Annotated in this window: 17 protein-coding genes; 11 read left to right on the plus strand and 6 right to left on the minus strand. The window is 71.7% G+C overall.

Annotated features, from left to right (window positions below; all coding sequences use genetic code 11):
- The first annotated feature begins 501 nt into the window (after positions 1-501).
- The 3 genes from ACLBYB_RS17000 to ACLBYB_RS17010 are packed head-to-tail and all read left to right on the plus strand — an operon-like array spanning position 502 to position 3,093.
- A complete protein-coding gene (locus tag ACLBYB_RS17000; RefSeq protein WP_376738913.1) occupies positions 502-1,299 on the plus strand; it encodes a UDP-2,3-diacylglucosamine diphosphatase in 798 nt (265 codons plus the stop codon).
- A 10-nt stretch (positions 1,300-1,309) separates the two neighbouring features.
- Positions 1,310-2,356 (plus strand): glycosyltransferase family 4 protein, encoded by a 1,047-nt coding sequence (locus ACLBYB_RS17005; protein WP_020092659.1) that lies wholly within the window; start codon positions 1,310-1,312, stop codon positions 2,354-2,356.
- Between the two features lie 38 nt (positions 2,357-2,394).
- A complete protein-coding gene (locus ACLBYB_RS17010; RefSeq protein ID WP_447699464.1) occupies positions 2,395-3,093 on the plus strand; it encodes a ribonuclease HII in 699 nt (232 codons plus the stop codon).
- 13 nt (positions 3,094-3,106) lie between these two features.
- Here the strand turns inward: ACLBYB_RS17010 and ACLBYB_RS17015 are convergent, their stop codons facing one another.
- Entirely contained in the window at positions 3,107-5,209 is a 2,103-nt protein-coding gene (locus ACLBYB_RS17015) for a methyl-accepting chemotaxis protein (protein ID WP_447699465.1), read from the minus strand.
- 710 nt (positions 5,210-5,919) lie between these two features.
- Positions 5,920-7,035 carry a PA0069 family radical SAM protein gene (locus ACLBYB_RS17020; protein ID WP_447699466.1) on the minus strand — a complete coding sequence of 372 codons (1,116 nt, stop codon included), beginning with the start codon at positions 7,033-7,035 and terminating at the stop codon, positions 5,920-5,922.
- Positions 7,036-7,193: 158 nt separating this feature from the next.
- Between ACLBYB_RS17020 and ACLBYB_RS17025 the strand changes: the two genes are divergently transcribed.
- Both ACLBYB_RS17025 and ACLBYB_RS17030 read left to right on the plus strand, forming a co-directional pair.
- Positions 7,194-7,724, plus strand: coding sequence for a hypothetical protein (locus tag ACLBYB_RS17025; RefSeq protein WP_020092663.1), 531 nt, complete (start codon positions 7,194-7,196; stop codon positions 7,722-7,724).
- Between the two features lie 164 nt (positions 7,725-7,888).
- Entirely contained in the window at positions 7,889-9,337 is a 1,449-nt protein-coding gene (locus ACLBYB_RS17030; protein ID WP_447699467.1) for an amino acid permease, read from the plus strand.
- A gap of 9 nt (positions 9,338-9,346) precedes the next feature.
- Here ACLBYB_RS17030 and moaB read toward each other — a convergent pair whose 3' ends face one another.
- Complete coding sequence (gene moaB, locus ACLBYB_RS17035) at positions 9,347-9,904, minus strand: molybdenum cofactor biosynthesis protein B (protein WP_447699468.1); 558 nt, start codon at positions 9,902-9,904, stop codon at positions 9,347-9,349.
- A 134-nt stretch (positions 9,905-10,038) separates the two neighbouring features.
- Here moaB and maiA point away from each other — a divergent pair, with 134 nt between their 5' ends.
- The 4 genes from maiA to ACLBYB_RS17055 all read left to right on the plus strand — a co-directional run bounded on the left by maiA (position 10,039) and on the right by ACLBYB_RS17055 (position 12,849).
- Positions 10,039-10,686, plus strand: coding sequence for a maleylacetoacetate isomerase (gene maiA, locus ACLBYB_RS17040; protein ID WP_091679640.1), 648 nt, complete (start codon positions 10,039-10,041; stop codon positions 10,684-10,686).
- A 140-nt stretch (positions 10,687-10,826) separates the two neighbouring features.
- Positions 10,827-12,158 carry an NAD(P)/FAD-dependent oxidoreductase gene (locus ACLBYB_RS17045; RefSeq protein ID WP_091679643.1) on the plus strand — a complete coding sequence of 444 codons (1,332 nt, stop codon included), beginning with the start codon at positions 10,827-10,829 and terminating at the stop codon, positions 12,156-12,158.
- A gap of 65 nt (positions 12,159-12,223) precedes the next feature.
- The gene (locus ACLBYB_RS17050) at positions 12,224-12,535 is read left to right on the plus strand and encodes an EthD family reductase (RefSeq protein ID WP_020092668.1); all 312 of its coding nucleotides are present in this window, start codon (positions 12,224-12,226) and stop codon (positions 12,533-12,535) included.
- Positions 12,532-12,849: a hypothetical protein gene (locus tag ACLBYB_RS17055; RefSeq protein ID WP_020092669.1), complete on the plus strand. Its 318-nt coding sequence runs from the start codon at positions 12,532-12,534 to the stop codon at positions 12,847-12,849. Before ACLBYB_RS17050 ends, ACLBYB_RS17055 begins: the two co-directional genes overlap by 4 nt.
- 135 nt (positions 12,850-12,984) lie before the next feature.
- Here ACLBYB_RS17055 and ACLBYB_RS17060 read toward each other — a convergent pair whose 3' ends face one another.
- From ACLBYB_RS17060 to ACLBYB_RS17070, 3 genes are all read right to left on the minus strand, one after another.
- A complete protein-coding gene (locus ACLBYB_RS17060) occupies positions 12,985-16,320 on the minus strand; it encodes an ATP-binding protein (protein WP_447699469.1) in 3,336 nt (1,111 codons plus the stop codon).
- A 46-nt stretch (positions 16,321-16,366) separates the two neighbouring features.
- On the minus strand, positions 16,367-17,641 hold the full coding sequence (locus ACLBYB_RS17065) for an O-antigen ligase family protein (protein ID WP_447699470.1): 1,275 nt from the start codon (positions 17,639-17,641) through the stop codon (positions 16,367-16,369).
- Positions 17,642-17,750: 109 nt separating this feature from the next.
- A complete protein-coding gene (locus tag ACLBYB_RS17070) occupies positions 17,751-18,758 on the minus strand; it encodes a CobW family GTP-binding protein (RefSeq protein ID WP_427508632.1) in 1,008 nt (335 codons plus the stop codon).
- 293 nt (positions 18,759-19,051) lie between these two features.
- On the opposite strand from ACLBYB_RS17070, the gene ACLBYB_RS17075 reads away from it, so the two are divergent.
- Together ACLBYB_RS17075 and ACLBYB_RS17080 are read left to right on the plus strand one after the other, a co-directional pair.
- Positions 19,052-20,374 (plus strand): efflux RND transporter periplasmic adaptor subunit, encoded by a 1,323-nt coding sequence (locus ACLBYB_RS17075; RefSeq protein WP_447699471.1) that lies wholly within the window; start codon positions 19,052-19,054, stop codon positions 20,372-20,374.
- A gap of 11 nt (positions 20,375-20,385) precedes the next feature.
- On the plus strand, positions 20,386-23,535 hold the full coding sequence (locus ACLBYB_RS17080; RefSeq protein ID WP_447699472.1) for an efflux RND transporter permease subunit: 3,150 nt from the start codon (positions 20,386-20,388) through the stop codon (positions 23,533-23,535).
- Positions 23,536-23,585: the final 50 nt, after the last annotated feature.

The raw sequence follows: 23,585 nt of genomic DNA on the forward strand, positions 1-23,585 counted from the left end.
GAACCCGCGCCGGGTTGTCCAAGCGTCCTCAGGGAGTCGGTCCGGCGCCGTCGAGAGCGGCTCGCGCCGCACCCCCTCGAACGCCATCCTCTGCCGTGATCGGGGGGTCTCCGCGGAGCGGCAGGCGGCCTCACGCCGCTCGCGTCGCGGCGCGCCCCCGCGCGCCGGTCGCCTCCGAATTGCCGTCCCGTCCAACGGCTCCAGGGCCGTCCTCGCCGCCTTCCTGTCAAGGTCCGGCCGTGCTCGTGCCGAGCGGCCGGTTCTTGGTATTATGAGGCGGTGAAGCTGGAAAGGAAAACCGGAAAAACTTCCGGAACTTGCCAAAAAAATTTTTTGTGCGACGCAACGAAGCCGCACTCCGGTTGAGAGGCTTCGCGGCACCGCACACCGAAGTCTTTCCGCCTCGTCGGAACCCGCGTCATCAAACTGAGATCGGATCGCGCTCTGGATCCCGGCACCGTTCAGCCGCCGGGAGAGGATGCCGTGGCCGAGGTTGAGGAGATGCCGGTCCGCGTGCGGACGCTGTTCCTGTCCGACCTGCATCTCGGCACGCGCGGCTGCCAGGCCGGCCTGCTGCTGTCGTTCCTGAAGGACTACGACGCCGACACGATCTACCTCGTCGGCGACATCGTGGACGGCTGGCAGCTGCGCTCGGGCTGGTACTGGCCGCAGGAGCACAACGACGTGGTGCAGAAGCTCCTGCGCAAGGTCCGCAAGGGCGCGCGGATCGTCTACCTGCCCGGCAACCACGACGAGTTCCTGCGCGACTACGTGGGCACGAGCTTCGGCGGCATCGAGCTCGCCGAGACCGCGATCCACGAGGCGGCCGACGGCAAGCGCTACCTCGTCATCCACGGCGACCAGTTCGACATGGTCGTGCGCCACTCGCCGTGGCTCGCCCATCTGGGCGACGGCGCCTACACGCTGGCGCTCTCCCTCAACACGCTGATCAACAAGGTGCGCCGGCGGCTCGGCCTGTCCTACTGGTCGCTGTCGGCCTGGGCGAAGCTGCGCGTGAAGAACGCGGTGAGCTTCATCGGCCGCTTCGAGACGATCCTGGCCGAGGAGGCCCGCCGCCAGGGCGCCGACGGGGTGATCTGCGGCCACATCCACCACGCCGCGGACCGGCCGATCGGCGACCTGCGCTACCTCAACACCGGCGACTGGGTGGAATCCTGCACCGGGCTCGTGGAGCACTACGACGGCCGCATCGAGGTGCTGCACTACCCGAGCCTCCTGCGGGCGCGGGAGGCCGAGGTCGTGCCGCAGCCCCTGCCGGGCCGGCGCGCGGTGGCGTGAGGGCGGCGCCGTGAAGCTCCTGATCGCCAGCGACGCGTGGCACCCCCAGGTGAACGGCGTCGTGCGCTCCCTCGAGCAGATGGTCCGGCGCGCGCCGGAGCACGGCTTCGCCACGACGCTGCTGTCCGTCGCGGATTTCCGCTCGCTGCCGCTGCCGGGCTACCCGGAGATCCGCCTCGCCTATGCCGGGCGCGAGCGGGTGGCGGCGCGCTGGCGGGCCGAGCGGCCGAGCCACGTGCACATCGCCACGGAGGGGCCGGTGGGCCTCGCGGCGCGCCGGCACTGCCTCGCCCACGACCTGCCCTTCACGACGAGCTACCACACGCGCTTCCCGGAATACCTCGCCGCCCGCGCCCCGGTGCCGGAGGCGTGGTCCTACGCGTACCTGCGCCGATTCCACGGCGCCGCCCGCGGGACGATGGTCAGCACCGCCTCGCTCCAGGGCGAGCTCGCGGCGCGGGGCTTCGGCAGGCTGATGCGCTGGACCCGGGGCGTGGACACGGAGCGGTTCCGGCCGGCCGAGCCCGGGACGCCCGTGCCGGCGGAACTCGCCGGCCTGCCGGGGCCGCTGTTCCTCTACGTCGGGCGGCTGGCGGTGGAGAAGAACGTCGCGGCCTTCCTCGCCCTCGACCTGCCCGGCACCAAGGTGGTGGTCGGCGACGGCCCGGACCGCGCGCGGCTGCAGGCGCTCGCCCCGGCGGCGCACTTCCTCGGCACCCGCACCGGCGCGGACCTCTCGGCGGTCTACGCGGCCTGCGACGTCTTCGTCTTCCCGAGCCTCACCGACACGTTCGGCATCGTGCTCCTGGAGGCCCTGGCCAGCGGCCTCCCGGTGGCGGCCTTCCCGGTGCCGGGTCCGAACGACGTCGTCGGCGGCACGCGGGTCGGCGTGCTCGACCCGGATCTGCGGGTCGCCGCGCTGGCGGCCCTGCGCCTGTCGCGCGCCGAGTGCCGGGCCGAGGCCCTGCGCCGCGGCTGGGACGTGAGCGCGCGGCAGTTCTTCGGCAACATCGTCGAGGCGCATGGCGGCGCCCGGAGCACCCGCGACGCCGCCTGACGCGTGACGGCGTCCGCGCGGAATGGCAGGAGGGCGCGATGCCGCCCGCCAAGCCGCCAGCCAAGCCGCCAGCCAAGCCGCCAGCCAAGCCGCCAGCCGGATCGCCCGCCCGACCGACCGGGTCCGTCAGAGCCCGCCCCCCGGTCGCCGGACCGTTCGACCCCGCCCGGGCCGCCGCGTATCCGGCGGCGATCGGCTGCGACGAGGTCGGGCGCGGCGCGCTCTGCGGACCCGTGGTGGTGGCCGCGGTCTGGTTCGATCCGGCGGCGATCCCGGCCGACCTGCTCGCGGCCCTCGACGACAGCAAGCGCGTCCCCGAGCCCGTGCGCGACCGGCTGGCCCCCCTGATCCGCGCCCACGCGCGGGTCGCGGTGGCGGCGGGGTCGCGCGCCCTGATCGACCGGATCAACATCCGCGGCGCGACCCTCGACGCCATGGCGCGGGCGGTGGCGCGGCTCGGCCTCGCCGCGCCCGTGCTGGTCGACGGGCGCGACGCCCTGCCGGGCTTGCCCGGCCGCGCCGTCGTCGGCGGCGACCACTTGGTGCCCCAGATCGCCGCCGCGTCGATCGTCGCCAAGGTGCTCCGGGACCAGCTGATGCGGCGGCTCGCTCGGCGCCATCCCGGCTACGGCTGGGAGCGCAACGTCGGCTACGGGACGGCCGTCCACCGCGCCGGCCTGACGCAGCTCGGGCGCAGCCCCCACCACCGGCTCAGCTTCACCCGCGGCTTCGACTGAGCCGGGCGACGGGTCACGCGGCCCGGACGCCCGTGAGGAAGCGCTCGACCTCCGCGGCGAGCTCCTCCGACTGACGCGTGAGCGCGGTGGCGGCCGTCAGCACGTGGTCGGCCGCGCGGCCGGTCCGGTCGGCCGCCTGCGCCACGCCGGCGATGTTGCCGGTGACCTCCTGCGTGCCGGCATTGGCCTGGGCGACGTTGCGGACGATCTCCTGCGTCGCCGCCCCCTGCTGCTCCACCGCGGCCGCGATGGCGGCGGCCACGGCGTCGATCTCCCCGATCCGGCCGGTGATCGTCCCGATCGCCCGCACCGCCTGACCGGTCACGGTCCGGATCTCGCCGATCTGCCGGCCGACCTCGTCGGTGGCCCGACCGGTCTGGGCGGCCAGTTCCTTGACCTCGGTTGCGACGACCGCGAAGCCGCGCCCGGCCTCGCCGGCCCGCGCCGCCTCGATCGTGGCGTTGAGCGCCAGCAGGTTCGTCTGCGCGGCGATGCGGGCGATCAGCTCGACGACGGCGTCGACCCGGGCGACGGACGCGTTCAGCGCCGCCACCAGGGCGGCCGTCTGGTCGGCCTCGCCGACCGCGCTCCGGGCCAGCTCGGACGAGCCCTGGACCTGCCGCCCGATCTCCTGGACGGAGGTGCCGAGTTCCTCCACCGCGGCGGCCACCGTCCTGACCCCGGCGGACGCCTCCTCGGCGGCCGCGGCCACGGTATCGGACTGGCTGGCCGTCTCCTGGGCTGTGGTGGTCATCTCCCAGGCCGTGGTCTGCAGTTCGGCCGCGGCGGCGGAGACCTGCCTGACGATGCCGGCCACCGCCGCCTCGAAGGTCTGCGCCATCGTGTGCGTCATGGTCCGGCGCTGCGCCTCCGCGGCGCGCGCCGCCTCGTCCGCCTCTGCCTCCAGGGCGCGGGTGCGGACGAGGTTGTCCCGGAAGACCTCCACGGCCGCCGCCATCGCGCCGATCTCGTCCCGCCGCCCGCGGGCCGGGATCTCCACGGCGACGTCGCCGGAGGCGAGCGCCCGCATCGCCTGGATCATGGCCAGGAGCGGCCCGAGCACGCGGCGGACGACGACGACGGCGCCGGCACCGGCGAGCAGCACCGATGCGGCCAGGAACAGGCCGGTGTGCAGCAGCGTCGCCCCCGCCTCAGCGAAGAGTGCCTGCGCGCGGGCGACCATCGCGTTCAGCGCCGCCTCGGCGAGGTCGGCGATGGTGTTGACCTCCCGCGTGTTGCGGTCGCGCAGGTCCTGGATCGCGACGCCCGGCGGCTGGCCCCGGCTCAGGGCCGCCCGCAAGGCCTGCCGCCGCGCCGCGACCTCGCCCTCGAAGTTGCTGGCGCCCGCCCTCACGAAGGCGTCCTGGACCGCCCGCGGCAGCGTGTCGTCCATGTGATCGACGAGATTCGCCCAGCTCGCCGCGACGCGGCCGCGCTCCTCGGCCTCGGCGAGGCGCTCCTCCTCGGACCAGCCCGTGCCCCGCGTCACGGCGGTCTCGGCCCGCGCCATGTTGCCGCCGATCGCGACCCGCGTGATCCAGGCGGCGCGCTTGATGTCCAGGGCGCGGGCCAGCGCCGCGTCCCGGCGCGGGATCGTGACGTCGACGGCCCCGCTGGTCGCCGTCAGCGCGTCGAGCAGATCCCGGAAGGCGGTCGCGGCGACCCCCTCGGTCGCGGCGTCGCGCTCCGCGACCGGGACCGCGAGGGCCGCGTCGATCCGCGACGTCAGGCCGGTGACGGCCTCGTGCGCCCGTCGGAGCGGATCGACCGTCTTCGCCACCGCGGCGGTGTCGACCGCGCGCACCAGCCTCAGGAGCGCTTCCAGACGATCGATCCGGGTCGCGCGCTGTCGGGCGATCAGGGCCGCGTCGGCGGGCGGGATCCTGCCCGCGGCGATCAGCGCCTGCAGGGTCCGCCCCCGCTCGAGGCGCACGGCGAGCAGGATCTCGAGGAGGATCCGGCTGCCTTCCGTGAGCGCGACGACGCGGCGGCTCTCCCGCTCCTGCGCCCCGGCCTCCAGCGCCGTCCGGGCGCCCGCGGCCAGCAGCATGGCGCTGAGTGAGAACAGGATCGCGCACAGGATCGTGCCGATGGACGGACGCGGAAGACGCAGCATGAGGGTCGGGATCTCTCTTCGCGGTGCGTCGAGGCGTGCGGCCCGCCGCCGGGCTGCCCGGTTCGAGCAGGGCGGCCGGTCGGCCTCGGTCGACGGAAAGGCTGAGCGACGCGACAGGCACCCCGACGCGGCGCCGGCCCGGTTCGCTCGAAGGGCGCGGCGAGGGCGCGGCGAGTCCGGGGGCTCACCGGCGAACTCCCGGTCCGATCATCGGACCGGGAGTTCGCCCGGTCGGCATCGGAGGTCGAAACCCCGACACGCTACCGTCTCAAGGAAGGACGGCAGTCGCGACTGGCAGAACCGAGCAGGGCCGCGGCGCGCGGCTCGCCCGCGACCGGATCAAGGCGCACAGCGTCCATTGGCGGGATCTGCGGACACGGACGCCGGACAAAATCGCGCTCTTACGCACAGAACGACCCTCAATGTAGAACTGAAATTCGATAACTCAATCAAAATTGGTCAAAATCTCGCAGTAAACCTCGCGATCTCAGGCATTTGAACCACAATGACACAGATGTCAATCTTACGTTCTGCGATTTTCCCCACACTTTAGAAATCTAAAAATCAACTTTGGAAGCAACATTTGAGTCGTTTTCTATCTTTGAAAATGTATTTTTTCGCCGCTTCCGGCCAAAATGACTGGAATTTTCGCTGAACCGTACTGTGGGACAAGTCCGCCGCCTCGCGCGCGCCGCCGCGTCGGTCGCGTGTCAGAACAGCGCCAGCTGCGCGCCGGGCTTCCGGAAGGCGTCGCGATTCAGCGCGATGCGCCCGAAGGCGAAACCGAGACGCGTGCCGGCGAGCCGGACCCGCTGGCCGATCATCGCCGCGTAGGCGCCTTCCCCGCGGAAGCGGTGGCCGAAGCGCGGGTCGTTCTCGCGCCCGCCCCGGGCTTCCCGCAGGAGTGCGAAGGCCCGCGCCCTGCGTTCGGGATAGTGCTCGGTGAACCAGTCCGCCACGAGGTCCGCGACTTCGCGCGGGAGGCGCAGCAGCGCGTGGCCGATCCGGCTCGCCCCGTGCGCGCGCGCCTCGGCCAGGATCGATTCGATCTCGTGGTCCGTCAGGCCGGGGATGATCGGCGAGACGTTGACCATGACGGGCACGCCCGCCGCGCTCAGGCCCCGCATCGCCGCGAGCCGCTTGCCCGGCCGCGGCGCCCGCGGGTCGAGGCGGCGGGCGAGGTCCGGATCCAGCGTCGGCAGCGAGATCGCCGCCAGCACGAGGTTCTCCGCCGCCATCTCGGCCAGGAGGTCGAGGTCGCGCAGCACGAGGTCCGACTTGGTGGTGATGCTGACGGGGTGGCGGGCCTCCCGCAGCACCTCCAGAACCGCGCGGGTGAGCCGGTGCTCCCGCTCGACCGGCTGGTAGGGATCCGTGGCGGTGCCGAGGGCGATCGTGTCGGGCCTGTAGCCCGGCGCGGCGATCTCGCGGGCGAGGAGCCGGGCGGCGTCCGGCTTGGTGAAGATCCGCGACTCGAAGTCGAGCCCTGGCGACAGGCCGAGCCAGGCATGGGTCGGGCGCGCGTAGCAGTAGATGCAGCCGTGCTCGCAGCCCCGGTACGGGTTGATCGACCGGTCGAACGGGATGTCGGGCGAGCTGTTGCGCGCGATGATCCGGGCGGACCGCTCCGGCGTGACCTGCGTGCGCAGGGGTGCCGGAGCGTCCGCCGTCCAGGTCTCGTCGTGGAACGCCTCGCGCCGGGCGGATTCGTATCGGCCCGTCGGGTTGGCCGTCGCGCCGCGCCCGCGCCGGGCGGCCGGTTCCGCGACGCTCGGCCCGAGTCGCGGCGCGGCCCCGGATGCGGTCCCGTCGCGCGTGTCCCCCATGACGACTCGCCTCCCTCACGTATCCATATAAGAACATAGAGCGAACGAGACGGCGACGGGCGCCTTTTTTTCAGGCAAATGCGGTTCTGCAGCCCGTCCGAACGGCGGCGCGTCGGCGTGCGGGCCGCGGGGCAGTTTACGGCGCCGCAGAATCGTCTATGCGCGCGCTCATGCTCTCCGCCGTGACCTATCTGGCCGAACCGGCCGATCCGGACGCGATCGATCGCCTGGCCGACACGCTCAGCGTGCTCGTCTCCGGCGTGGCCGGCGGCCTCGTCGGCGACGCGGTGATCGTCGCGGGCCGCGAGAGCGAGGCCGTGGCGGCCGTCGCGGAGGCCACGGGCGCGACCCTCGTGCTGCACCGGGGCGGCAATCCCTACGCGGCGGGCGCCGCCGCGGCCCGGCGGGACTGGATCCTGTGCCTGGAGGCCGGCGACGTCCCGGCCGAGGGCTGGATCCGCACCCTCGACCGCTTCGTCGGGACCGCGCGGCCGGAGACGGCGCTCGGCCGCCTGCACCGCCCGGCCGGGCGCTGGCTCGGCCGGCTCGTCAGACGGGCGGAGACCGTCGTCGGCGCCCGGCAGGCCCGGGCCGGCGACGTCGTCCGGCGCGAGGCCCTGCGTGCCGAGGGCGCGTTCACGGGTCGCCTCAAGGTCAGGCCGCTGATCGCTCGGATCGAGCGCGCCTGACCGGAAAGATCTTGCTCGGGAGAATCTTGCTCGGAAGAATCTTGCGCCCGCACACGTTGTTGTCGGTCGATCCGCCTCTACAACTCTGAAAGCGCGGCAGGATCGTCGCCGTCTCCGGACATGATGACGCGCGCTGAGCCACCCCGATCTGGAAGGATGGTGCAATGGATTCGTCGGGCCTGATGGGGCGCAAGTCGGTCGAGGACATCGTCGAGAGCGGCGAGGGCGAGCAGCAGCTCTCGAAGTCGCTGGGCGCCCTCTCGATCACCGCGATGGGCATCGGGGCGATCATCGGCGCCGGCATCTTCGTCCTGACCGGCACGGCCGCGGCCCAGTATGCCGGGCCGGGGATCATGCTGTCCTTCGTGCTCGGCGGCATCGCCTGCGCCTTCGTCGGCCTCTGCTACTCGGAGATGGCCGCGCTGATCCCGGTCGCCGGATCGAGCTACACCTACACCTACGCGACGCTCGGCGAGTTCTTCGCGTGGCTGATCGGCTGGGACCTGATCCTCGAATACGCCATGGGCGCCGCCACCGTGGCGGTCGGCTGGTCGGGCTACGTGACCAGCATCCTGAAGAGCGTCGGCATCGTGATCCCGGCGCACTTCGCCAACGCGCCGGGCACGCCGATCGAGGGCGGCGGGACCGCGCTGCTCAACCTGCCGGCGGTCCTGATCGTGGCGCTGATCACGATCCTGCTGATGCGGGGCACGAAGGAATCGGCGCTCTTCAACAACATCATGGTCGCGGTGAAGCTCACCGTCGTGGTCGCCTTCATCGCCCTGGGCTGGGGCCACGTGAACGCCGCGAACTGGAGCCCGCTCATCCCGGACAACGACGGGACCTTCGGCCATTTCGGCTACAGCGGCGTCCTGCGCGGCGCGGGCGTGGTGTTCTTCGCCTTCATCGGCTTCGACGCGGTCTCGACCGCCGCCCAGGAGGCGCGCAGACCCCAGAAGGACATGCCCATCGGCATCCTGGGCTCGCTCGCGGTCTGCACGATCCTGTACGTGCTCGTCGCCGCCGTGCTGACCGGGCTCGTGCCCTACAAGGACCTGAACGTCCCGGATCCGATCGCCAAGGGCGTCGACGTGATCGGCATCGGCTGGTTCGCGCTCCTGATCAAGCTCGGGGCGCTGACCGGGCTGACGACGGTGATCCTCGTCCTGCTCTACGGCCAGAGCCGGATCTTCTTCACCATGGCGCAGGACGGCCTGCTGCCGAAGATGTTCTCCCACGTCCACCCGACCTACCAGACGCCGTATCGCAGCCAGGCGATGATCGGGGCCGCGGTCGCCGTGGTGGCGGCCCTGGTGCCGATCCACATCCTCGGCGAGATGGTGAGCATCGGCACGCTGGCCGCCTTCATCCTCGTCTGCGGCTCGGTGCTCTACCTGCGGCGGGCCGAGCGCACCATGAAGCGGCCGTTCCGGGCGCCCGCCGTGCCGGTCGTGCCGATCCTCGGCATCCTGTCCTGCCTGCTCCTGATGATCGGCCTGCCCCTCGACACGTGGCTCCGGCTGGTGATCTGGATGGCGATCGGCCTCGTCGTGTACTTCTTCTACGGCCGCAAGCACTCGGTCCTGCGCCGCAAGGAGGGGAACCTCGCGTAGCGCGCGGCCTCACACCGTGAGGCTCGCGCCGCGCCGCAGGTGCTCGTCGAGGCGCGGCATGATCTCCACGAAGTTGCAGGGCCGGTGCCGGTAGTCGAGCTGCTGGGCCAGGATTCCGTCCCAGGCGTCGCGGCAGGCGCCGGGCGAGCCCGGCAGCACGAACACGTAGGTCGCCCGCGCGACCCCCGCGGTGGCGCGGGACTGCAGGGTCGAGGTGCCGATCTTGTCGTACGAGATCCGGTGGAACACGGCCGAGAAGCCGTCCATGCGCTTCTCGAACAGCGGCTCCAGCGCCTCGGGGGTGACGTCGCGGCCGGTGAAGCCGGTCCCGCCGGTGGTGATCACCACGTCGACGCCGGGGTCGCGCAGCCACGCCTCCACCCGCGCGCGGATCGCCGGGACCTCGTCCGGGACGATCGACCGGGCCGCCAGGACATGCCCCGCCTCGGTGAGGCGCTGGGTCAGGGTGTCGCCGGAGCGGTCGTCCTCTGGGCGGCGGGTGTCGGAGACGGTCAGGACCGCGATGTTCAGGGGGATGAAGCGGCGGGCGTCGGTCTGATCGGCCATCGTGCGGGCTCTCCGGGGCGGGAGACCGATATGGGCCCGACGGGACCGCTTGTCGCCCCCGGGGCCGCCGCGCCTCTTGCGGGCCGCAGCGAAGTCGGCTGTGCTCGCTCGACCCCGTCGGAGACCGCTGACCCATGCACATGTACGGCAACTGGCGCTCGGCCGCGGCCTTCCGGGTGCGGATCGCCCTGAAGCTGAAGGGCATCGCCTACGAGGAGACCTTCATCGACCTCGACGCGGGCGACCAGCACGAGCCGGCGTTCCGGAAGATCAACCCGCAGGGCGCGGTGCCGGCGCTGTTCGACGGCGACGGGCCGCCGCTCACCCAGTCGCTGGCGATCCTCGACTACCTGGAGGAGACGCGCGGCGGCGTCCGCCTGCTGCCCGAGGAGCCCCGGGCGCGGGCCAGGGCCCGCTCGCTGGCGCAGGTGGTCGCGTGCGACACCCACCCGCTCTACGTGCCCCGGGTGCGCACCTTCCTGATGGAGCATTACGGCCTGCCCCGGGAGCGCATGCTGGATTTCCTGCGCAACGCCTTCGAGACCGGCCTCCGGACCCTGGAGACGCGCCTCGCCACCGAGCCGGGGACGGGCCGGTTCTGCCAGGGCGATTCGGTGAGCCACGCCGACCTCTGCCTCGTCAGCCTCTGGGTCGGGACGGGCATCTTCGGCATCGACACGGCGGCCTACCCGACGGTCGCGCGAATCGCCGAGGCCTGCCTCGCCCTGCCGGCGGTCGCGGAGGCACACCCGCTGCGCCAGCCAGGCGCCCCGCCGGCGTGACCGGGCCCCGCGCGCCGCCCGTCCGGTGCGCGACGTCGCACTCGTGACCGGGGGTCGCGGCCGGCGATGTGGTATTCGGCAACCCAGGCCGTGTAAGGAGGCCGGCGACTGATCCCGGTCCGGGAGGAGAAAGAGTGTCGATGGCATCCGTCGAGAACGAGTCGGGCCTTCATCGCGTCGTGGTGGTCGGCGGCGGCGCCGCCGGACTGCAGCTGGTCACGAAGCTCGGCGACAAGCTCGGGCGCGGCAAGCGCGCGCACGTCACCCTCGTGGACCGCGCCCGGACGCATATCTGGAAGCCGCTGCTCCACGAGGTGGCGGCCGGCAGCCTCGACGTCGGCCACCACGCGGTGGATTACCTGCACCACGCCCACATGCACGGCTTCCGCTACCGGATCGGGCGGATGACCGGGCTCGACCGGGAGGCGCGCACGATCCAGCTCGCCGCGAGCTACGACGCGGAAGGGCGCGAGGTCACGCCCGAGCGCGCCGTCCCCTACGACACGCTGGTGATGGCGGTGGGCTCCACCACCAACGATTTCGGCACGCCGGGCGTCGCCGAGCACGCCATCGCCCTCGACACCCAGGACCAGGCGGTGCGCTTCCACCAGCGCCTCGTGAACGCCTCGCTGCGGGCGCACACGCAGGCCGGCCCGGTCCGGCCCGGCCAGCTCCACGTCACGGTGATCGGCGCGGGCGCGACCGGGACGGAACTCGCCGCCGAGCTCCACCGGACCCTGCGCCACGTCGTCTCGACCGGGCTCGACAAGATCGACCCGGGCAAGGACATCCGCATCACCCTGGTCGAGGCCGCCGACCGGATCCTGCCGGCAGTGCCGCAGCGCCTCTCGGCGGAGGTGATGCAGCTCCTCAGCAAGATCGGCGTCGACGTGCGCGTGAAGGCGCGGGTCACCGAGGTCCGCGCCGACGGCGTGCAGCTCGCCGACGGCACCTTCATCCCGTCCGAGCTGGTCGTCTGGGCGGCGGGCGTGAAGGCGCCGCCCTTCCTGCAGGGCATCGGCGGCCTGGAGACGACGCGGACCAACCAGCTGGTGGTGACGCCGACGCTGCAGACCACCCGCGACCCCGACATCTTCGCCATCGGCGACTGCGCCTACCTGGTCGAGGCCGGCTCCGACACGCCGGTGCCGCCGCGCGCGCAGGCGGCCCACCAGCAGGCGAGCCACCTGATCGCCCAGATCCCGGCCAAGATCGACGGCAAGCCGCTGAAGCCGTTCCGGTACAAGGATTTCGGCTCGCTGGTCTCGCTGGGCGAGTACTCGACCGTGGGCAGCCTGATGGGGTTCGTGCGCGGCAAGAACATGCTCATCGCCGGTCTGTTCGCCCGGATGATGTACCGCTCGCTCTACAAGATGCACGAGCGGGCGCTGCACGGCACGGCCAAGACCGCCCTCGACACCCTGGCCCGCGCGCTGACCCGGCGCACCGAGCCGCGGGTGAAGCTGCACTGACCGTCGCCGTACGACCCGAGGACGGGCGCCCGGATCGACCGGGCGCGACACAGGAAGGAACCGCCATGATCCTGGTAAGCGTGATGTACCCGGCCGGCCCGAGCTTCGACATGGGCTACTACCTCGGCCACCACATGCCGCTGGTGCGCGAGCGCTGGTCGTCCCTCGGCCTCCACGACGCGAAGGTCGTCAAGGGCGCCGGCACGCCGGACGGCGGCGCCGCCCCGTTCCAGGTGATGGCCCTCCTGACCTTCGAGTCGGTCGACGCCTTCAAGAAGGCCGTCGCCGCCCACGGCGAGGAGATCTTCGCCGACATCCCGAACTTCACCGCGGCGCAGGCCCAGGTGCAGATCAACGACTTCGCGGAAAACCCGTGATCGACATCGTCAAGGCGGTGCAGGAGGCCGATCCGAGCCTCGGCACCTACGTGGTCGTGCTGCGGACCGACGCCCGGGCCCTGGACGGTCCGGAGCGGTTCACGCCGGAGGCGCAGGCCTGGATCGCCGAGAAGGCGCCGAGCGGCCGGCTCGCCCGGGTGCGCGTCCTGCTCGCCCCCTATCCGGGGGCGGAGCCGGCCGCGCGCGAGGTCACCGTGGCGGCCTTCGCCGACGCGCGGGAGCTCGCCGCCTTCGCGACGACCTGGACCGGCGACCCGCTGCCGGAGGAGCCGGGGGACTCTCTTCCCGACTGACGGCTCCGGGGCCGCCGTCTCTGCGAGCGGAGTAGGCGATCCAGGGCAGCGCGGCGCTCACCGGCGGCGCGCCGACCCTGGGTCACTTCGCTCCGCCCGCGATGACGGGAAGGGTCCTCGATACCGCGCGCGGACTCACGCCGCGCGCAGCTGCCGGATGGCGCGGAGCGCGGTCGCCCGCTGGATCTCCAGGCGCCGGATCAGCGGCATCAGGTCGGCGCCCGCGTGGGCGGCGGCCTCGACCTCCCGGCACAGGCTCGACAGGCCGACGAAGCCCAGCAGCCCGGCCGCCGCCACCAGGGCGTGCGCGTCGTGGGCGATCTGCAGGCGGTCGGTCTCGCTCGGCCGGAACCGCTCGGACAGCTCGTTCGCCAGGAGATCGAGCAGCGCCCCGACGCGATCGGTGCCGAAGCTCGCCTCCATCTCGGTCAGGACCGCCGCGTCGAGCACGGCCGAATCGACCTGCGGCAGGCGGCGCGGCACCTCGGCCCGCGCCGGCCGCCGCGCGCCCGGCGCCGTCCAGCGGCTGATCGTGGCGAAGAGGTCGGCCCGCCGGAACGGCTTGCCCACATGGTCGTCCATCCCGGCCTCGCGCAGCTCCTCGATCTGCGACGGCAGGACGTTGGCGGTCATGGCGACGATCGGGATGTCGCAGGCGGGCGGCGCGAGGGCGCGGATGCGGCGCGTGGCCGTGAGCCCGTCGACGCGGGGCATCTGGACGTCCATCAGCACGAGATCGTAGGCCCGGCCGGCCGCGACGGACGACCCGACCGCCGTGATCGCCTCGGCGCCGTCCCCGGCCACGTCCACCGCGTAGCCCTGGGATTCGAGCACCGCGCAGGCGAGTTCCTGGTTGAGCGGCACGTCCTCGACGAGGAGCAGCCGCAGCGGCGCGCCCGGGACCTCGCCGGCCGCCGGAGCCGCGGCCGGGGGCGGCCGCGACGGCCCACCCGCGTCGGCCGCGGCGCCCGGGGCCGCGGTGTCCCGCTCGCCGCGGGGCAGCACCAGCCGGAACCAGAAGGTCGAGCCCGCCCCCTCGCGGCTCTCGACCCCGATCTCGCCGCCCATCAGCGACACGAGGTGCCGGGAGATCGCCAGCCCGAGGCCGGTGCCGCCGAAGCGCCGGCTGATCGAGCCGTCGACCTGGCTGAACCGCTTGAACAGCCGATCCTGCTGCGCCGGCGCGATGCCGATGCCGGTATCGACCACGGAGAACCGGACCGCGTCGCCGGGGTGGCCGTCGGGGGCGACGCCGTCGCCCTCTCGCTCGACGGTCACCGTCACCGAGCCCTCGGGCGTGAACTTCACGGCGTTGTTCAGCAGATTGAGCAGCACCTGCCGCAGGCGCCCGGCATCGCCGACCACGAAAGTCGGCAGGGCCGGGTCGATCCGGGCCTCGATGGCGAGTCCGCTGCGGAGCGCGCTGCCCCGCACGATCGAGACCGTGCTGTCGACGGTCGACGCCAGCGGAAAGGTGACCGGGTCGAGGGTCAGCTCGCCGGCCTCGATCTTCGAGAAGTCGAGGATGTCGTTGACGACCGTGAGCAGGGCCGCGCCGGAACTCTGGATCAGCTCGAGGCGCCGCCGGTCCTCGTTCTGGATCGCGTCGCCGTCGAGGAGCAGCTCGGCATAGCCCAGGATGCCGTTCAGCGGGGTGCGGATCTCGTGGCTCATGGCGGCCAGGAACTCGCTCTTGGCCGCGCTCGCGCGCTCCGCCTCGGTGCGGGCCGCCTCGGCGTCGCGCGTGGCGGTGCGCAGGGCCGCCTCGACCGCCTTGCGCTCGGTGATGTCGAGGTGGAGGCCGACAATCCGCTGGGGCTGCCCGTCGGCGCCGCCGAGCGTCCGGCCCCGCGCGTAGAGCCAGCGCGCGCCGACCCGGAACTCGGCCGCGTAGGGGGTGCCGGACTCGACCGCCCGCCGGATCTCGTTCCAGACATCGGAGACGTCGTCCGGATCGATCAGCGCCGTCCACGCTGAGGCCGAGATCGTGTGGGCGCCGCCGGTCTCCGGCAGGCCGTGCATCCGCGCGCTCTCCGGGCTGAGGACGGCGAGCCCCGTGCGCATGTCCCAGTCCCAGGTGCCGGCCTCCGCGGCGTCGAGGGCGATGTCGAGCAGGCCGCTCGCCTCCTCGACGGCGAGCCGCGCCGTGACGATGTCGTCGACGTCGAGGGCGGTCCCGAGCCACTCCGCCACCGCGCCGTCTGCCGGGTCGAGGCGGATCGGGATCAGCGAGAGCTTGTGCCACCGGTAGACGCCGTCCTGGCGCCGGATCCGCCACTGGCCGCTGTAGCCCGTGCCGGTCTCGACCGCCCGGATCCAGGCCGCCTCCATGGCGGCGGCATCCTCGGGGTGGTTCCGGACGAGGCGCTCCGCGCGCTCGGGCCCGATCGGCCCGTAATAGGACTGGAACTGCGCGTTGGCGTAGGTCGCCTGACCGTCCCCGACCCGCATGGTCCAGACCAGGAGCGGCAGCGCCTCGGCGAGGCCCCGGTAGCGCAGCTCGCTGCGGCGAACCTCGTCCTCGGCGCGCCGGCGCTCGGTCACGTCGATCAGGACGCCGAACAGGCCGGCGCCCGCCCCCTCCCCCCGGGCCATGCCGCGCACGACCACGTCGCGCAGCGCGCCGTCCGGCCGCAGCAGCCGGGCCTCGAAATCGAACCGGACCCCGCGGGCGATCGCGTCGGCGACGATCGCCTCGAGCCGGGCGCGGTCGTCGGGGTGGTAGATCTGCGCGAAGGCGTCGAGATGCGGCGGCGGCGTCGCCGGGTCGCGGCCCGCGATGGCGTAGAGGCTCGCCGACCAGACCGGCTGCCCGTCCGCGAGCTCCACGCGCCAGTTCCCGACGCTGGCGAGCTGCTCGGCCATCGTGAGCTGGTGGTTCGCCGCCTCCTGGGCGCGGGCCCGGGCATTGATCTCCCGGTGCTGCTCGCGGATCAGCGCCTCGCGGATCGCCGCCTGCGCGATCTCCCGGTCGCGCCGCGCGTTGGCCTCCGTGAGGCGCAGATGCGCCACGACGATTTCGGCGAGGTCGCGGAAGGCGGCCGCGTCCTCGGGCGAGAAGTCGGAGCGGGGCTCGGGATCGGCGAGGCAGAGTGTTCCGACCGGCAGGCCCGGCTGGAGGCTCAGGGCGATGCCCGCGTAGAACCGGATCCCATCCGGCGCGGCGGCCACGGGCAGGTCGCGGAAGCGCGCGTCGAGCCGCGCGTCGGGGACGACCACGAGGGCGTCGCTGCGGATCGTGTGCTGGCAGAAGCTCTCGTCCCGCCGCATCGTGGTCGGCACCCCGGCACAGGGCGTCTTCAGCCACTGGTGCGTGTCGCCCAGGAAGGCCACGAACGCGCTGCGCACGCCGAACAGGCGCCGGGCGGTCCGACAGACGGCCTCGAAATGCGGTTCCGGCGGTGTCCCGAGGATCGCCAGGGCCTCGAGGGCCGCGAGCCGGTCGCGCTCGTTGTCCGGCTGTGTGCTCACGTACCGTCTCCGGGTGCCGATCGGCCGCGACCGAGCGATGCCGCGCCTAGCGCCGCGTTTCAAGCGCGCCCGCCTGCGGCCGCGTGCCCATGCGCAACCGCGCGGCCTCCAGCGCCCAGACCATGCCCAGCATCATGTAGACGTGGCGCCACTTCTCGATGTCGATCTGGACGGCCTGCAGGAAGAACATCAGCAGCGCCGGCCAGACGATCTGGGCGTGGGCCCGGACCGGCGACGGCCGCGCCAGGAGCCGGAAGCCGACGAGGCCGGTCGCCACCACGAGGCCGATGAACACGGCCCCGCCGAGCCAGCCGCCGTTGGCGAAGGAGCCGATGTAGGAATTGTGCGGTTCGAGCCCGAAGATCAGCCGCCAGTGCATCGGCCCCATCCCGAACGGCCGCTCCAGCAGCATGGCGAAGCCGCGGATCTGGTTGCCGAAGCGGCCGGTCTCGCCCTGGTCGTAATCCTGGGTCAGGGCCGCCCGGGTCTCGAACATCTTGTGGACGTGGTCGACCGAGAGCAGCCCGATCACCGCGACGGTGCCGAGGACGACGGTCGCCAGGGTCAGGAGCACGATGCGGCGGCGCAGGCGCGGGGAGTCGCTGCCGGCGTAGACCGATCCCACCATCAGCAGCACCGCGACGGCACTTCCGCCCCAGGACCCGCGCGAGAACGACAGGAAGATCCCGGCCACGATGATCAATAGGCCGGCGAGGGACACGAGCGGCCGGCGCGTACCGCCGGTGAGCAGGCCGTGCATCAGGTAGAGCGCGCCGAGCGTCAGGAACGAGCCGAAGACGTTCGGGTCCTGGAACGTGCCCGAGGCCCGGTCGTACTTGTAGAACAGGTCCTCGATCCCGAGCCATTGCAGGTAGCCGACGATGCCCAGCGCCGCCGAGAACACGCAGCTCGCCGTGTAGGCCTTGAGCGCCAGCTCCATCCGGGCGTGCGTGTCGTCCGCGAAGAACATGGCGAAGAAGATGCAGGTGATCGAGAGATAGACCAGCTGCACCGTCCAGGTGACCGGGAACTCCTCGTTCAGGTAGGGCAGCAGCGCGGTGACGATGCCCGCGAGGTAGAGGAGCAGGAGCGCCACCAGGGGCACCGCCCCGCGGTGCAGCCGGACGCCGAGGCAGAGCCAGAGCAGGATCGTGGGGATCGCGACCGCGTCGTAGGGCGAGGTCTCCGAGAAGGCGAAGCAGGCGAAGAAGACGAACGCCGCGAACAGCGCCTTGCCCAGCCCCTCGACGGCCGCGATGAGCGGGATTCCGCCCGCCGACCCGGACGGGACCGGGCCTGCGGGCGCTGCGGTGTGGGCCATGGATACGCGGGCTCCGCGGGCCGGTTACGCGGGCCCGCGCCGTCCGTGATGCCACGGAAACGTTGAGAATCGCCTTCCCGGCGCGGGGCGCCGGGGAGGCGGCGCCCATTCAGGCGCGGCAGGCCTCGAAGCCCTCCTTGATCGCCGCCGGATCGAGGTTGCGGCCGATGAACACCACCCGCGAGACCCGCTCCTCGTCCTTGCCCCAGTCGCCCTGCACGTCGCCGTCGAGGATCATGTGCACGCCCTGGAAGACGAAGCGCTTCGGCTCGTCGGGGAAGGCCACGATTCCCTTGCACCGCAGGATGTCCGGACCCTGCGACTGGGTGAGGTTCGAGATCCACGGCATGAACTTGTCCGGGTCGACCGCGCCCTCGATCTTGGCCGAGATCGAGCGGATGTCGGAATCGTGATGGTGGTGGTGCCCCGCCTCGAGGAAGTCGGGCTCGACGTCGAGGATGCGGTCGAGGTCGAAGGCGTTGCGCTCGAGGACCGCGTCGAGGGGCACGGCGCAGTTCTGCGTGCGGTGGAGCTTGGCCAGCGGGTTGATCGTGCGGATCTCGGCCTCGACGCGGTCGAGGTCGGCCGGGGAGACGAGGTCGCTCTTGTTGAGCAGGATCACGTCCGCGAAGGCGATCTGGTTCTTCGCCTCCGGCGCGTCCTTCAGGCGGTCGGACAGCCACTTGGCGTCGGCCACCGTCACCACGGCGTCGAGGCGGGCGGCCTCGCCGACATCCTGGTCGACGAAGAAGGTCTGTGCCACGGGGGCCGGGTCGGCGAGGCCGGTCGTCTCGACGATGATCGCGTCGAACTTGCCCCGGCGCTTCACCAGCCCGTCCATGATCCGGATCAGGTCGCCGCGCACCGTGCAGCAGACGCAGCCGTTGTTCATCTCGAACACCTCCTCGTCCGCGCCGACGACGAGGTCGTTGTCGATGCCGATCTCGCCGAACTCGTTGACGATCACGGCGTAGCGCTTGCCGTGGTTCTCGGTGAGGATCCGGTTGAGGAGCGTGGTCTTGCCCGCGCCGAGGTAGCCGGTGAGCACGGTGACCGGGATCTTGCCGGCGGCGGAACCGGGAGCGGCCGGGGCGGAAGCGTTGCTCGTATCGGACATGACGGCTTCTTCGGTGACGGGTGCGGGATCGCGCGGGCCTGGACCCGCGAGCGTTGTCATATTGTAACAAATCCCGTCAAAGGAAGACGGGGCCACACGGTTTCGCGACCGGGGCGCCGGATCGATTGCCTGTCGGACAAGCTTTGCTCTAGGCACGCCGTACCGCCCGAATCTTCCCGCGGCGCGCCATAGAAAAGCACCAGCGACCGCATTGATGTAGGCGTCGTCCGGGCACGTATCGTACTCTCGTCACCCAGCCCGGACTCTCGGCCCGGACCTAGAAGATCATCCGCATGGACGCCCGAAATCCGCTGGACCAGGACGAGGCCGTCGCCGTCCCCGCGCGCGGGCGCCGGTGGCCCGGCCTGCTGATCGCCGCCGTCCTGCTCGCGGCCGCCCTGGGCGCCACCATCGCGTTTCCCGACCGGACCCGCGAGGCCGCCGCGCACCTCGTCGCGGCCGTGACCGGGCTGTTCGCCCCGGGCAACCCCGACCCGGGCATCGATGTGGATAAGGCCGGCCCGGTGGAGCGGGTGTTCCGGCCCTCCAAGGAGCAGCGGGCCGCCTTCGAGATCCTGCCGGTCGCCAACCTCGTGTTCCGGCCCGAGGGCTCGGCCGAGGGACGGATCGCCCTCAACGAGGACGACAACGTCCCGGTGGTCTCGCCCTATGCCGGCCGGGTGACGAAGGTCCTGGTCCGCGCCGGCGACGACGTGAAGGCCGGCGACGTGCTGCTGACGCTCGAGGCCACCGACATGGTCCAGGCGCAGAACGACTATCAGGCGGCCGTGAACAACCTCCAGAAGCAGCAGGCGCTCCTGAAGCTCGACCAGACCATCGCGCAGCGCCAGCAGGAGCTGTTCCAGGCCCGCGCGACGGCGCTGAAGGACTACCAGTCGGCCCAGAACGACGTCATCGCCGCCCAGAGCGACCTGAAGACCGCCGAGGGCGCCCTCGACGCGGTGCGGAGCCGCCTGCGCCTGCTCGGCAAGACGGACGCCGAGATCGCCGCCTTCGAGAAGAACGGCACGATGAGCGCCGAGACGCAGATCCGGGCGCCGATCGCCGGCACGATCGTCCAGCGCAAGGTCGGCATCGGGCAGTACCTCTCGGCCTCCAGCGACCCGGTCTTCGTGATCGGCGACCTGTCGACGGTCTGGCTCGTGGCCAACGTCCGCGAGAGCGAGATCCCCAAGATCCGCATCGGCCAGGAGGTCGAGGCGAAGGTGGCGGGCTTCGGCGCGCGGGTGTTCAAGGCCCGGGTGAACTACATGGCCTCCAGCCTCGACCCCGCGACGCGGCGCCTCGCGGTGCGCAGCGAGGTCGACAACCCGGACCGCGTACTGCGCCCGGAGATGTTCGCCACCTACACGATCATCACCGGCAAGGGTGAGCCGAGCCCGAGCGTGCCGGTGGCCGCCATCGTGTACGAGGGCGACCGCACCCACGTCTGGGTGGCGCGGCCCGACGGCGCCGTGGAGGCGCGCGACATCAAGCTCGGCCTGATCAACGGCGACAACGCCCAGGTCGTCCAGGGCCTGAGCGCGGGCGAGCAGGTCGTCACCCGCGGGGCCCTGTTCATCGACCGGGCGGCCACCGGCGACAAGGCGTCCTGAGCGGGGATCCGATGAACGCCCTGATCGCCTTCTCGCTGCGCCAGCGCGTGCTGGTGGTGCTGCTGTTCGTCGTGATGCTCGGCGTCGGCTACGGCGCCTACACGCAGCTCAACATCGAGGCCTACCCCGATCCGGTCCCGCCGCTCGTCGACGTGATCACCCAGAATCCGGGCCAGTCGGCCGACGAGATCGAGCGCTACATCACCATCCCCCTGGAGGTGGCGCTCGCCGGCATCCCGAACGCCCAGGTGGTCCGGACGATCTCGCTGTTCGGCCTCTCGGACGTGAAGGTCCAGTTTAACTACGAGTACACGTACGAGCAGGCGCTGCAGCGGGTGCTCAACCGCCTGTCGCAGGCGCCGACCCTGCCCAACGGCGCCACGCCGCAGATCTCGCCGACGAGCCCTGTGGGCGAGATCATGCGCTACAAGCTCGTCGGCCCGGCGGGCTACTCGCCGATGGACATGAAGACCCTGCAGGACTGGGTGCTGCAGCGCCGGTTCAAGGCGATCCCCGGCGTCGTCGACGTCACGGCCTTCGGCGGCAAGGCCAAGGAGTACGAGGTCGCGGTCGACCTGAACCGCCTCCAGGCCCAGGGCCTGACCCTGGTGCAGCTGACCAACGCGCTGAACAACGCCTCGATCAACGTCGGCGGCCAGACGCTGAACGTCGGGCAGCAATCGGCGGTGGTGCGCGGCATCGGCCTGATCCGCGACATGGACGACATTCGCGACACGATGATCAGCCTCGTCAACGGCACCCCGGTGCTCGTGCGGGACGTGGCGGAGGTGCGCGTATCGAACGCCCCGCGCCTCGGCATCGTCGGGCACGACAACCAGCCCGACATCGTCGAGGGCATCGTGCTCATGACCCGCGGCGGCAAGAGCCTGCCGACGCTGGAGCGGGTCGAGGCCGAGATCGACAAGATCAACAGCTCCACGATCCTGCCGCCCGACGTGAAGATCGAGCGGATCTACGACCGCTCGGGCCTGATCCACACCACCACCCACACGGTGATGCACAACCTCGTCTTCGGCGTGGTGCTGGTGTTCGTGGTGCAGTGGCTGTTCCTCGGCTCGCTCACGAGCGCGATCATCGTGGCGGCCACGATCCCGTTCGCGCTCGGCTTCGCGATCCTGATCCTGGTGGTGCGCGGCGACTCGGCCAACCTGCTGTCGCTCGGCGCGATCGATTTCGGCCTGATCGTCGACGCGACCGTGATCATGGTGGAGAACGTCTTCCGCCACATCGCCGAGCCCGATCACGTGAAGGGCGAGGATCCGCCCGACGGCCTCACCGGGCGGCTCGGCACGATCGCGATCGCCGGGCGCGAGGTGAACCGGGCGATCTTCTTCTCGGCGACGATCATCATCGTCGGCTTCCTGCCGCTGTTCACGATGACCGGCGTCGAGGGCCACATCTTCGGCCCGATGGCCAAGACCTACGCGTACGCGCTGCTCGGCGGCCTGCTCGCGACCTTCACCGTCTCGCCCGCGCTCTCGGCCCTGATGCTGCCGAAGAAGCTCGAGGAGCGCGACACCCTGATCGTGCGGGTGCTGCGCGTCGGCCACGAGGCGGCCCTGCGCTTCGGCCTGCGCAACCGGATCCTGGCGGTCGCCGTGATGCTGGCGGTGCTGCTGGTCTCGGGCCTCACGGCCCGCAATCTCGGCCTCGAGTTCCTGCCGCGTCTCGAGGAGGGCAACCTCTACGTGCGCGGCACGATGCCGTCCTCGATCTCGCTGGAGGCCGGCAACGGCTACGTCCAGCGCATGCGCAAGATCTTCCAGGAGGTTCCGGAGGTCACCACCGTCCTGTCGCACCAGGGCCGCCCGAACGACGGCACCGACGCCACCGGCTTCTTCAACGTCGAGATCCTGGCGCCGCTCAAGCCGATCGACCAGTGGCGCAAGGGCCTCGACAAGGAGACCCTGATCCAGGACCTCAGCAAGAAGCTGGAGGCAGAATTCCCCGGTATCGAGTTCAACTTCTCACAGTATATCGAGGACAACGTCCAGGAGGCCGCGTCGGGCGTGAAGGGCGAGAACTCGGTCAAGATCTACGGCAACGACCTCGCGCAGCTCACCAAGACCGCCAACGCCGTCAAGGCCGCGCTCGCCACCGTCCCGGGCGTCACCGACCTGTCGGTGTTCGAATCCCTCGGCCAGCCGACGGTGCGGATCGACGTCGACCGCCACAAGGCCGCCCGCTACGGCCTCTCGATCGGCGACGTGAACACCACGATCCAGGCGGCGATCGGCGGCCAGACCGCGGGCGACCTCTACGAGTACGGCTCCGACCGCCACTTCCCGATGCGGGTGCGGCTCGCCAAGGAGTACCGCTCCTCGCTCGCCGGCATCCGCAACATCGCGGTCGGCGCCCAGAACCCCAACGGCGGCGTGATCCAGGTGCCGCTCTCCGAGATCGCCGACGTCGACCTCGTCTCCGGCGCCTCGTTCATCTACCGCGAGGACCAGCAGCGCTACATCCCGGTGAAGTTCTCGGTGCGCGGCCGCGACCTCGGCAGCGCCGTGCTCGAGGCCCAGCGAAAGGTCGCCGACGCGGTCGACCTCCCGCCGGGCTACCGGCTGGAATGGGTCGGGCAGTTCACCAACCTGAAGGAGGCGGCCGCCCGGCTGAGCCTCGTGGTGCCGATCACGCTGCTGCTGATCGCCCTGCTCCTCTACATCAATTTCTCGTCGGTGGCCGACATGCTGCTGACCCTGTCGGTCATCCCGATGGCGATGATCGGCGGCATCTTCGCCCTGGCGCTGACCGGCACGCCGTTCTCGATCTCGGCGGCGATCGGCTTCATCGCGCTGTTCGGGATCTCGACCATGGAGGGCGTGATCCTGCTCGCCTACTACAACCAGCTGCTCGACGAGGGCTGGAGGCGGCAGGAGGCGGTCTGGCACGCCGCCGTGGTGCGCATGCGCCCGGTGATGATGACCTGCGTGGCGGCCTGCGTCGGCCTGCTGCCGGCCGCCGTCTCCACCGGCATCGGCTCGCAGGTGCAGAAGCCGCTGGCGCTCGTGGTTGTGGGCGGCATCATCCTGGCGCCGAACCTGATCCTCGTGATCGTCCCGGTGCTGATCTCACTGTTCTCCCGCCGCCGCCCGAACCCGGACGCCCGGGCGCGGCCCGCGCACCGGGCCGCCGCGTGAGCCGGCTCACGACCCCGCGGGCCGGCGCGCGGCCCGTTGCAGGGGGGCCA

Source organism: Methylobacterium sp. D54C, assembly GCF_053345595.1.